The organism is Phycisphaerae bacterium (assembly GCA_019636475.1).
GTDB lineage: Bacteria > Planctomycetota > Phycisphaerae > UBA1845 > UTPLA1 > JADJRI01.
This window is the reverse complement of record JAHBXN010000005.1, coordinates 228,841-241,322: the sequence shown is the minus strand read 5'-3', so window position 1 is coordinate 241,322 and position 12,482 is coordinate 228,841. Positions and strand designations below refer to the sequence as shown.

6 protein-coding genes are annotated in these 12,482 nt (G+C 60.6%); 4 read left to right on the top strand and 2 right to left on the bottom strand.

Translation table 11 applies throughout. From position 1 onward, the window contains the following. Positions 1–53: 53 nt before the first annotated feature. Positions 54–818 carry a 5'/3'-nucleotidase SurE gene (gene surE / locus KF841_10135; protein ID MBX3395714.1) on the bottom strand — a complete coding sequence of 255 codons (765 nt, stop codon included), beginning with the start codon at positions 816–818 and terminating at the stop codon, positions 54–56. Between the two features lie 166 nt (positions 819–984). Here surE and KF841_10130 point away from each other — a divergent pair, with 166 nt between their 5' ends. Beyond that, positions 985–2,931 (top strand): tetratricopeptide repeat protein, encoded by a 1,947-nt coding sequence (locus KF841_10130; protein MBX3395713.1) that lies wholly within the window; start codon positions 985–987, stop codon positions 2,929–2,931. 61 nt (positions 2,932–2,992) lie between these two features. After that, positions 2,993–4,954, top strand: a complete 1,962-nt coding sequence (locus KF841_10125; GenBank protein ID MBX3395712.1) for a hypothetical protein — start codon at positions 2,993–2,995, stop codon at positions 4,952–4,954. A gap of 56 nt (positions 4,955–5,010) precedes the next feature. On the opposite strand, the gene KF841_10120 is transcribed toward KF841_10125, so the two are convergent. After that, complete coding sequence (locus tag KF841_10120) at positions 5,011–6,237, bottom strand: glutamate dehydrogenase (GenBank protein MBX3395711.1); 1,227 nt, start codon at positions 6,235–6,237, stop codon at positions 5,011–5,013. A gap of 379 nt (positions 6,238–6,616) precedes the next feature. Here KF841_10120 and uvrA point away from each other — a divergent pair, with 379 nt between their 5' ends. Further along, positions 6,617–11,800 carry an excinuclease ABC subunit UvrA gene (gene uvrA / locus KF841_10115; GenBank protein ID MBX3395710.1) on the top strand — a complete coding sequence of 1,728 codons (5,184 nt, stop codon included), beginning with the start codon at positions 6,617–6,619 and terminating at the stop codon, positions 11,798–11,800. Between the two features lie 85 nt (positions 11,801–11,885). Next, on the top strand, positions 11,886–12,482 hold the full coding sequence (locus KF841_10110) for a thymidine kinase (protein MBX3395709.1): 597 nt from the start codon (positions 11,886–11,888) through the stop codon (positions 12,480–12,482).

Sequence of the window (12,482 nt, the reverse complement as noted above, 5' to 3'; positions counted from 1 at the left end):
AGTGAATGCGGTCCGATGCGTTGAACATCATGCCCGACGCTTCGGGGATGCCCCTATTCATCGTCGGGCCACGACCAGCCGTTCATTTTTTCAAGCAGCGCGCGGTCGGTGAGATTGAAATGCAGCGGCGTCACACAGACATATCCCTCCCTGAGGGCGTATCGGTCGGTGTGCATTTCTTCGCCGATGTTCTTGAAGTCGCCCGTCAGCCAGTAATACTCGCGGCCGTAGGGATCACTGCGCCGCTCGATGCGTTCGTCCATTGCCTGGATTGATTGGGGAGCGACGCGGATGCCGCGCGGCACGCCCGGTTTCAACTCCGGGATATTGATATTGTAAACGGTGCCCGGCAGGAAACCCTCGGCCTTGATGCGTTCGATGATGCGTCGAGCAATGCGACCGGCCGCGATGAAATCCATGTCGCGATACAGCTCAAAGGAGACGGCGACAGCGGGGCGACCGAGGATCGCACCTTCGATCGCGGCGGCCACCGTTCCCGAATAGAGCACGTGAATCCCAGTGTTCAGTCCGGCGTTGATTCCGGAGACGATGAGATCAGGCGGCTCCGGCAGCAGCGAGTTGATCGCGAGTTTCACACAGTCCGCGGGCGTGCCCTCGACGCTCGTCCCACGGAACTTGTCCCCGACCTGCACGCTTCGCCAGAGCACCGGGTGGCGAATCGTGATGGCATGAGAACCGCCGGATTGCACCGTTTCCGGTGCAACGACATCGACGCTGCCGAGGCCCGCCAGCGCGTTGTACATGGTCAGAATGCCGGGTGCGTAAATGCCGTCGTCGTTCGTAAGCAGAATTCGCATAGGGCGACGAATTGTAGGGACTCCGCACGAGACGTACAATTACCACAGCGGTGAATCGCCGCCGGTTGAGTATTGTTCCGGAGACCCGCTCCGCGGCTTCGCCGTCTGCGTTCCATTGCCGGCTGCAATTCCGCATCCGGCACCCCCTGTGCGCCCAAGGCAGCGTATGAAACCTTCGCCTGCAATGATCTCGATTTGTTCGGCCATTGCCCTCGTGGTCGCGGCGGGCACCGTCTATTTCCCCGTGTTGACCGCCGGTTTCGCGAATCAGACGGATCACCTTTACCTGTATGAGGCCGGCTCGATCTGGTCGCCGGAGTGGAGCTGGGCGGATGCGGGTCGGACATTTTCGCGTGATCGCATTCACCGACCGGACGAATCCGGAGGTTATTACCAGCCGCTGACGGCACTCTCAATTCGATTGGATGGTTGGATCGCCGTGAAGACATCGGAGCAGGTCGATGTGGATGCGGCACACGGCTGGGCATCACGGGCGTTTCAATTTCATTTGACGAACATGGTGCTGCACATACTGAACACGCTGCTCATCTTCGTAATCGTTCGGCGGTTATCCGGCTCGGTGATCTGGCCAATCCTGCTGAGCTGTGTATTCGCTTTTCATCCTGTGCAGGTGGAGTCCGTCACATGGATCGCCCAGCGCATGACCTTGCTTGGCGGGTTCTTCGCGCTTCTGTCCTTGTGGTGCTATCTTCGATCATTCGCAACGCAACAGAGAAGCGCCTGGATCGGGCTCGCGACGATCCTCTACGCGGCCGCCATGTTGAGTCGCCCCATTTTCATCGCGCTTCCTGTCATCATGCTGACACTGGATGTGTGGCCGTATCGCCGAACGGGCTGGGTTCCGCTGATGGAAAAGCTGCCGATGCTGACTGTCTCGCTCCTGTCCGGCGCGATGCAGGTCATCGCGCGGGCGGATGCAGGCATTCCACCGGCAAGGGACGCCGCGGTCGCCTTCGGCCCGGCGCATGCGTTTGCATCGCTGGTCGCGCGGCTGTTCTGGCCGATCAACCTGACTCCGTACAATCCTGCGTCAGCGTCGGTCGGTGGTATTCAACTGGGCGCGTGGTTTGATGTTCTTGTCGTGGTCGCGGTGCTGGTTGCCGCGGTGATCGCCTTTCGTCGGAGCAAACCTTTTTTCGTTGCGCTGTCAGGCGGCGTGCTGTTTGTTGCTCCCGCGCTGCTTGAATGGCCTTATGCCCGTCTCCTGTTGAGCGATCAGTATCTCTACGCCGTATTGATCGTGCCGCTGATCGTGTTGGCCGCCTGGCTGGGGCGTCGCGGGCCGGTCTGGCAATGGTGGTGGGGCCGCTGGACCGCTATCGGCACGGCTGCGTTTGTGCTGATTTTCGCCGTGCATTCCCATGCGCAAACATGGGTATGGCAGAGCAGTCGCGATCTGCATGAGCACACGGTTCGCATCTATCCGAACTGGATTCACGCCCATCTGGGACTAGTTGAATCCCTGATTCAGGAGAATGAGTTCGACGCGGCGCTGGTTGCGGCGCGAAGGGCGGCGCAGCGCAATCCGGATCATCCGTCGGTTCAGTTCTACCTCGGCACCATCCTGTTATTGAACAACGACAGTCGGGCCGGCGAAGCGGCTGAGATGCTCCGCGCCGCTCTGAAATCGAATCCGGATTGGATCGAGTGTCTGCAAAATCTTGGCGTGGCGATGGCCCGTTCCGGTCAGAATGAGGAGGCGATCAAGTATCTTGAACGGGCGCGCGACCTCCAGCCGGCTTCGAGCGGCATTCGACTTGGTCTTGGGCACGCCTATCTGAAGGTGCAGCGCTTTGCTTCGGCACGCGCCGAATTTCAGGAGGCATTGCGTCGCCGAAATGATCCGATGGCCCATCTCGGCCTGGCAATTGCCTGGGCTGCGAATGACGAAATGGAATTCGCGCGTCGACATCTTGAGGCTGCTGTCGCAAAAGATCCGAACTATGCCCGTCGTGCCGGGCGCTCTCCGGAGTTGTTGAGGCTTCGCGACTTTCCCGGCTTCGGCAATTTGATTGAATCGCCAGCGGATTCGTCGCCCGAAGATCTGCATGCGACTGAGGCGCCCGCCGCGACGCGGGCTCACGGATTGTGATTTCCCGGCTCTGCCGCTTCGGCGTCTTCGGCGCGGCGCGGGCGGTTCAGGTTTTTCCTTGATGATGCCTCGCAGTCTCGAAGCAAAAGAGAATCGTCCCGGCGGCACCGGCGAAACGAAACCGCGCCGGCTGCTCGATCTTGCGATCATGGTCGGCCTGTTGATGATCGCGCTTTGGGTGTATGAGCCGGCCCTGGCGGGGCGGTTTGTCACGCTCGATGACTACATGTATGTCGTTGATAACGACGCGGTTCGCACGCCAAGCTTCGATTCCGTGCGGCGATTCTTTTCCGAAGTGTTTCATCCGACGACGGTCGAGGGATACTACCAACCGCTGACCATGCTTTCACTCATGTTGGATGCCGCAGTGGCCGGCGGCGACGGACTGGATCCGTTCTATTACCATCTGACCAACGTCATCTTACACGGCCTGAACGGCATGCTCGTTTTCGGCTTCATGCGATTGTGCCTCGCGGGTCGATGGGCCGCGGCCGCGGCAGCACTCGTTTTTCTGCTGCATCCCGCCCAGGTGGAGTCCGTTGCGTGGATCTCCCAGCGCAAGACGGTTCTCGCCGCATTCTTCGGCCTGTCGGCGATGATTGCCTATCTATGGTACGGTCGCACGGGGGGGCGAGGCTCACTGGTGGTCAGTGTCGTGCTCATGACGCTGGCCGCGCTGGCCAAACCGATCGTCTTACCGCTGCCGATCGCGATGATGTTGCTCGATATCCATCCGTTGAGGCGATTCAGTGCGAGGACCGTCCTGGAGAAGCTGTCTTTTCTGCCGGTTGTCGCGTTCGCGGCGTATGTTGCGTGGCGGTCGCAGGCACAGACCGCTGTTCTGGGTCTGCCGCGCGTCGACAGCTTTGAGCGCGCGGTGAACTGGTGCTTTCTGGTCGCCTATAATTTCACGCTCTACCTCGGAAATGTGGTCTGGCCGACCGCGTTGAGTCCGTTCAGGTCGATACCGTCCGACGGGTCATGGATGTCCTGGACGGGCTTTCTCTGCGCGATGGTTGTTGGATGGTATGTCATGATGACGGCACTTTCGTACCGACGATGCCGTTCGTTGTTCGTCGGGCTGGTGGGTTTCGCCGTGCTCCTGAGCCCGGGGCTTGGCGGCGTCCACTTCACCGCGACCTGCGTGGCCGACCGGTTTCTCTATCTGCCGCTCGTCTTTCTGTTGATTCCGCTCACGATTGGACTGGATCGATGGGTTTCGCGTTGCAAGATGACGCCGGCCGGTGGGGACGTGAACCCTTGTCGCGAATTTCCGTCGAAGGACGCCGCACGCCGGACGGGATTACTCCTGCCCGCGATGCTCGCGGCCGGTATGGTCATGGGCTGTGTCCGGTTCACGCTCGCGCAGCAGCGAATCTGGGTGGATTCACGAGTGCTTTGGACTCACATCCACGAAATCGCTCCGGAATTGCCGATGGCCAACTATCATGTTGCCACGTTTTTCCTTGAGGACATGAATCCGAAGGCGGCGCTGCCACCGGCTCGTCAAGCGGCGGCGGCCGAGCCCGCCAATGCGAACTACCAACTGACGCTGGCGCGCGTGTTGACCAAGACCGGCGCGGCAGCCGAAGCGAAGTCTCTTGTGGATCGGGTGCTGTCCGGCGAATTGGGGAATCGGCGCGGATTCGCGATGATGATTTCGGCGCAGGCGCACGCGGCGCTCGGCGAGATGGACGCGGCTCGATCGCGGCTCGCGCAGGCTGAGGAAACCGGCTGGACGAATCCGGTTCTGATTTCCGAGATCGGCGATGCAGCGATGATGAGCGGAGGACACTGTGATGACGCCGTGCAATTCAGCCGGCACGCCGTCGAGCTGGCTCCGGGCGACGTCGGCCTTCGCTATGCGCTGGCTGAGCGCCTTCGGATCTGCGGCCGCGCGATGGAGGCGCTGACGGAGTATGACGTTTTTTTGCGTCTTGCTCGGGCATCCGGCCGCGATGTTACGCAGATCGAACGCGCGGTGTCACATCTACGGCACGAACTCAATGCCGCACCGAAGTGAATGACAGTCTCCGCTTTTTTTTCGCAACCCTGCGATTGATGTCGTGCGTTGTACGATCAGAATCGCTGTCGCGTCGCCTCTGCGACCTTTTCGAGCGCTACGCAGAAGGCCGCCACGCGGTATGAGAGCTTCTGCTCGATGGCGATTCGATGCACATGGTTCCACGCATCGACCATTCTTCGCTCGAGCTCCGAATTCACTCGGTCAAGATCCCAGCGGAACTGCTGGAGATTCTGTACCCATTCGAAGTACGACACCGTCACGCCGCCGGCATTCACAAGGATATCCGGGATGACCGTGATCCCGCGTGCCCGAAGCATCTCGTCGGCTCGCGGCGTCACGGGCGAATTCGCGGCTTCGATGATGAGCCTGGCCTGAATGCTGTCGGCGTTCTCGCGACTGATCGCACCGCCGAGCGCCGCGGGGATCAGCAGATCGACTTTCAGGCAGAGCAGGTCCTCGTTACTGATCGCGTTCGATCCGGGAAAACCCTGCACGGTCCTTTCACGTTTCACGTGCTCGAAGAGCGCCGGCACATCGATGCCTTTTTCGCAGTGGATACCGCCGTTGACGTCCGACACGGCGACGACCTTCGCGCCCAGTTCTGCGATCAGCCTTGCCGTCCACGATCCGACGTTGCCGAATCCCTGAATCGCGACGGTCGCTCCGTGCAAATTGATCTTCATCGCATTGCACGCTTCGCGAGCGATGATCACCGTGCCGCGACCGGTGGCTTGCTCGCGGCCGAGCGATCCGCCGAGGCTGATCGGCTTGCCCGTTACGATTGCCGGCGAGTAGCCGTGTTTTTTACCGTATTCATCCATGATCCATGCCATGACCTGTGGATTGGTGTTGACGTCGGGCGCAGGAATGTCGCGATACACGCCGAGAGCCATGTCGATCTTGCGGGTGAACTCGCGCGTGAGTCGCTGCAACTCGTCGCGCGACATCTTTGTCGGATCGCAGGTCACGCCGCCTTTTGCGCCGCCGAACGGGATGTCCACGAGCGCCGTTTTCCAGGTCATGAGTGCCGCAAGCGATCGGACCTCGTTGAGATCGACCTCGGGGTGAAATCGGAGCCCGCCTTTGTAGGGTCCGCGGACGGCGTTATGCTGCACGCGATAGCCATGGAACAATTCGAGATGCCCATCGTCCATGCGCACGGGGATCTGAACGATCAACTCGCGGTAGGGCGTCCGCAAGACCAACTGAATATCCGGTTCGAGCCTGAGATGATCCGCAGCGGCCTGGAACTGTTCGTCGGTGATGCGGTTGAAATTCATGTGCGCCGCGGCGGTCGTTTCGTGTGCCTCATGGGAGACATCGGACTTCGTTTTGCTTTTTGGCATGTTCGGTTCGCCTTTGCCGGTTTTGTTTCGCGTCGCGACGTGCGCAGACATGTGATCTCCTTGTAAATAGCCCAACCGGAAACCCCGGTCAACATGTCCCTACATCGCCGAACGCGCCGACTGGCTTGATATCAGTCAATCGCGAACGCGCCAGGGTCCAGGAATGGCGTTCAGGCCGTGGTGCATCGGAGTTATGGGGTCCTGATTATTCGACATTGATAACAGCGGGCGTTTGTCATTGCCCGTGTCGCTTCGGAACAGGTTCGGTTAACATTCGGGCAAGACCGATATCGAACAGCTCCCACGAACAGGAATGTCGTCGAACAAGAATATGGCAGTCAGTCCCCGGCAACAGAAGCCCCCAGGCGCCGCCACGCGGAAGGATGCGAAATCCGGCGCAGACGCGAAGAAATCGGCGGACAACCTTGATTGGCTGGTGATCCGTGGCGCCGCGCATAACAACCTGAAGCACATCGACGTCGAGATACCGCTGAGTCGCTTTGTTTGTGTCACCGGCGTCTCCGGCTCCGGAAAATCGTCGCTTGTCAATGACATCCTGCGCGAACAGCTTCTGAGGGAATTGAACGGCTCCGAAACCGCCAATCCGGGCCGCCATGGGGGAATTGAGGGCGTGCGGCACCTCGACAAGGTGATCGACATCGATCAATCGCCCATCGGTCGCACGCCGCGCAGCAATCCCGCCACCTATATCAAGCTGTTCGATGAAGTTCGTGACCTGTTCGCCAAATTGCCGGACAGCAAGGTCCGTGGCTACTCGCCAGGTCGATTCAGCTTCAACGTATCCACCGGTGAGCAGGGGGGCGGGCGTTGCGATGCCTGCGAAGGAAACGGACAAAATCGGGTGGAGATGGACTTTCTCGCGGATGTCTGGACCACCTGCCCCGTCTGCGAGGGGCGGCGCTTTAACCACGAGACGCTGCAGATTCACTTCCGCGGCAAGAGCATTCACGATGTCCTCGAAATGGACGTGCAGCAGGCGATGCAGCACTTCGATGCCATTCCGAAGATTCGAAGAATGCTGGCCACGCTGCACGATGTCGGTCTCGACTACATCAAGCTGGGACAGGCCAGCACGACGCTCTCGGGCGGCGAAGCGCAGCGCATCAAGCTCGCGAAGGAACTGGTTCGTCAGTCAACCGGCCGAACGCTGTACATTCTCGATGAACCGACGACCGGCCTGCATTTTGAGGACATTCGAAAGTTGCTGGCGGTGCTGCATGGGTTCGTCGATTCAGGCAACAGCGTGATCGTGATCGAACACAATCTTGACGTCATCAAGACGGCCGACTGGATTATCGATCTCGGGCCGGAAGGCGGTAGCGGCGGCGGTCGGATCGTCGCGGCCGGTTCGCCTGAGGCTGTCGCGGCATGCGCCGAATCATTCACCGGTCAGGCGCTCACGTCCGTGTTGACAGGACAATCATCGAAGAAGACCGCCCCCGCGGCCGCGCGGCGGGCCGCCGGTTCGAAGCAGACCCGACATGGGAATCGAAAGCCGTTTGCCGTCAACAATGACATCGTTGTCGTCGGCGCGCGTGAGCACAATCTGAAGGACATCACGGTGCGTGTTCCGCGCGGCGGGATGACAGTCTGCAGCGGCGTCTCAGGCAGCGGCAAGACCAGCTTCGCCATGGACACCGTCTATGTCGAAGGCCAGCGCCGATATGTCGAGTCGCTGTCGTCCTATGCAAGGCAGTTCCTTGGCCAATTTCAGAAGCCGAAGGTTGACCACGTCTACGGCCTGTCCCCCGCGATCGCCATCGAGCAGAAGGCCGCGGGCAACACGCCGCGCTCAACCGTCGGGACCGTCACGGAGATTTACGATTACATGCGAGTCCTCTGGGCGCGCGTTGGCCAGCCGCATTGTCCGACCTGCGATCGACCGATCGGAACGCAGTCGAGCGAGGAGATCATCGACCGAATCGCCGCGATGCCGGAAGGCACACGGCTGCTGCTTTGTGCACCGATTGACCGTTCTCCGGGAGAGTCATGGGAATCGTTGCTCGCCCGCTGCGAGGCCCAGGGCTACGTTCGCGCCCGCATCGACGGCAAAGTCGTGGAACTGTCTTCCAAACCGAAGATCGATGCCCGCCGCGCGCACCGAGTCGAACTGGTGGTTGATCGCGCCGTGGTGCGTTCCGGTGGTCGGGGCCGGCTCGGTGATTCGATCGAACACGCGTTGTCTCTCGGAAAAGGCGTGATGGTGGTCGACGTGCTGGATGCGCCGGGGGCCGACGAATCGGACGAATCGCGCGCCGACCGCGTACTGCGATTCTCCCAGCACTTTTCCTGTGATCAGTGCGCAACAAGCTACGACGAAATCACGCCGCACCATTTCAGCTTCAACTCGCGGATGGGCTGGTGCACCGCATGTGAAGGCCTGGGTGTTCAGCGCGGGACCAGCCATGATGCCATCATTATTGCACCCCATTCCTCGATTCTCGATGGAGCAATCTCCGTCTGGCAGAACGTGGATGCCAACCCCATGCTGCGCGGCATGTTGATCGCGCTGGCCCGCGCCATCGGCTTCGATCCCTATCTCCCGGTGGGCAGGCTGTCGGACGAACATCGGCGGGCCATACTATTCGGCCTTGGCGATCAGTGGATTGAGATTGACAAGACCGCCGGCATCAGCGGCTTACGTTTTCAATGGAAGGGCTTCTTTCCTGCCATCGACGAGGCCACTCGAAATTCCTTCATCTACCGACATAGACTTGCCGACCTCGTGACCGAGATTCCCTGTCAGTCCTGTGGCGGCGGTCGCGTGCGTCCCGAGGCCAATGCGGTTCGGTTGGGCAGCCGGCGCATTGTCGAAGTGTGCGGCATGGAGTTAACGACCGCGCTCGAGTTCTTCTCCTCGCTGAAGTTCGACCGTCGTCAGTCCCGGCTGGCCGGCGAATTGCTTCATGAGATACACTCCCGACTGCAATTCCTGATCGACGTCGGGCTCGGCTATGTGACGCTCGGCCGCTCCGCTCCAACTCTCTCGGGCGGTGAATCACAGCGGATCCGGCTGGCATCGCAGATCGGAAGCGGACTGACGGGCGTGCTGTATGTGCTCGATGAACCGACGATTGGCCTGCACCCGCGGGACAATCAGCGTCTTGTCGGCGCGCTGAAGAAGCTGCGAGATCTCGGCAACACACTGCTCATGGTTGAACACGACGACGAGATTCTCCGGGCGGCCGATCATCTGATCGACTTCGGACCCGGCGCAGGCTCGCGTGGCGGTCACGTCGTCGGATTCGGCTCACCGCGGCAACTCGGAAAGAATCACGAATCGCTCACGGGGCGATATCTCTCGGGAGTCGACGCAATCGCGGTCCCGACGAATCGCCGACCGATCCGCGGATTTCGCGAGACCATTGCTGTCGGAGAAACGATCGATCATCACGACGCCGAGCGACCGGTGTTGACGATTCTCGGCGCGAGCCAGAATAATCTTCGAGGTCTTGACGCCGTGTTCCCGCTCGGACGTTTTGTATGTGTCACCGGCGTGTCCGGCTCCGGCAAGAGCTCTCTTGTCACAGACATCCTCTATCCGGCGCTGGCGTCGAGAATTCATCGCGCCGGAGTGACACCTGGTTTGCACCGCGGCCTGAAGGGGGTGGAGTTCATCGACAAGGTCATCAACGTCGATCAACAGCCCATCGGCGTGACGCCGTCGTCAAATCCCGCAACCTACACCGGCGTCTTCGATCTCACGAGAGAGGTATTCGCCCGTCTGCCGGAGAGCAAGGTGCGCGGGTTCACTGCGAACAAATTCAGCTTCAACCGGCCGGGCGGGCGTTGTGAAGCCTGCGAAGGACTCGGCCAGGTCTGCCACGAAATGCACTTTCTGCCCGATGTCTGGGTTCCGTGCGAAGACTGCGGCGGAAAACGGTATCAGCGGGATACACTTGAAATACGCTACAAGGGGAAGAACATCGCCGATGTGCTTGAGATGACCGTCGACGACGCCCTCGTGCATTTCGTCAATGTTCCCAAAATCCGTCGAATGCTGCAGACACTCGCGGATGTCGGGCTCGGCTATGTGCCGCTCGGTCAGAGTGCCCCGACGCTCTCCGGCGGCGAGGCCCAGCGTGTCAAGTTGGCGGGCGAACTCGGCCGACCCAGCACCGGCCGCACAATGTACGTTCTGGACGAGCCGACGACCGGCCTGCATTTCGACGACTTGCGGAAGCTGCTCGACGTGCTTCATCGTCTCGTCGACATGGGGAACACCGTCGTCTGCATCGAGCACAATCTGGACGTGATCAAAACGGCGGACTGGGTCATCGACCTGGGTCCCGACGCCGGGGACGAGGGCGGGCGAATCGTCGCAGAAGGTCCGCCTGAAAGGGTTGCAAACGAGGGATCGTCGCACACGGGCCGCCTGTTGAAGGGGGTGCTTGATGCCGGTCCGCATCGGGAGCGCACACCGTTTGATCCGAAGAAGGCTGCCGCCCAATCGCTCGATTCGGAGCGAGCCCACGCCGAGCCGAATCCTGGCGAACGCGCCATTGCGATTGCAGAAGGTCACGAAGTCCGGATGCCCTGGCAGCGAGACGGGCGCAAATGGCACACGCAGGACAGGCTCTCGCGGGACGCCAAGCCGGTGGAATGGGAAGGTTCGGCCCTCGTCTACGTCGTGGATTCGATCGAAAAGCTGGGAAAGCGCCAGCTTCGCCCGACGGATTGGAATGATCGGGCTCGAGTCGAGATCGCGGCCCAGGCGCCGGACGGCGTGGCCCAAAGTGCGGTGCCATGGTTCTTGCACGCACTCACCGCCGGCCGGTGGCTGCTCGATTTGCTGTTTCGAGTCCCCAGCGGGACGTTTAAGGGAGCGCCCTTGGCGGCGTCGTTGGCGCTCAAGCCGCTCGATGAGCGTGACGACATTCAGGCATATGGTCAGACCGCTCGTGTGCAGATCCGCCCCGCGAACAACGAGTTCGAGCAGGTGCGCGTGATGGTGCATGACCGAAAAGAGATTAACACGCCGGCTTTCCGCGAATTCCTGTCGAAGGCGTTTACGTCGTACATGAAGCATGTGAATTCGCTTGGCAGCAGCAAGTCGGGCGCTGAGCCGTGGAAGAAGGACGGCAAAACGTGGCATCTGTCGCAGACGCAGATTCCCAAATCGCAGCAGCGAGAATGGAAACCACTTTCACTCACTTTGTTCATCGGGCAGGTGAGCAAGGTCCTGCCCGGCGTCGTGGTCGACTGGAGCGGTAAAGTCTTCGTGGAGTTGGCAACGCCCGATGGGCGACGAGTCGCGAAGATAATTACGAATAAGGGTGACGCGATTCGAATAGACGTCTATTTGCCGCCAGGCCGATTCACGCCGACCCAGGTCGAGCATCTGGGCTTCAAACAGGAATTCTCGCGACCCGGCACCAGTGGCGCGACGATGTCGTTCTGGTTTCGATCGATCGACGAGGTGGACGCTGGAGAGTTGAAAGCTGTCATGCGGGCCGCGTGGCAGGGCGAAGTCTGAGCGTCAGGTATTTGTGCTGTGAATTGACCGGTTCCGGATTTGTGAGCTTGCGATTTCACCGGAAGCCGCCAAAATCCGCCCTTCAATGTCTCATTCAGAAAAAAGAGGCACGCTCGAGGTCGTCCACGGTTCCATGTTCGGAGGCAAGACCGAACGGATGATCGCTGTATTGCGCGCCGCGGAATCCGAAGGCCGCCGCGCGATTGCGTTCAAGCACATCATCGACAACCGATACGATGCCGAACATCTGGTGACGCATCGAAACGAAATGTTCGAGGCCGTTCGCGTCTCGTGCGCCGAGGAAATCCTGACGGCCGTCCTGAATCAGTCTTCACCGTCGCAGCCCGCTGTCGATCTCGTCGCGATCGACGAGGGCCATTTCTTCAAGCGGGCTCTCGTGCCGGTCGTCCGCAGGCTGCTGGAGCGCGGAGTCTCTGTGATCGTCGCGGGTATTAGCAACGACGCCTGGGGGCGGCCGTTTGAGCCGATGCCCGAACTTGCTGCGATGGCTGATCGGGTCGTGATCAAGCAGGCGCCGTGCGTCGTTTGCGGAAAGCCGGCGGAGTTCACACAGCGCATCACGGCCGTCAACACACTTCACATGGTGGGCGGTTTGGCCGACTATGAGCCGCGATGTGCCGATCATTTCACCCCGCTGCCGGGGCCGCCGGAGTCCAGATGA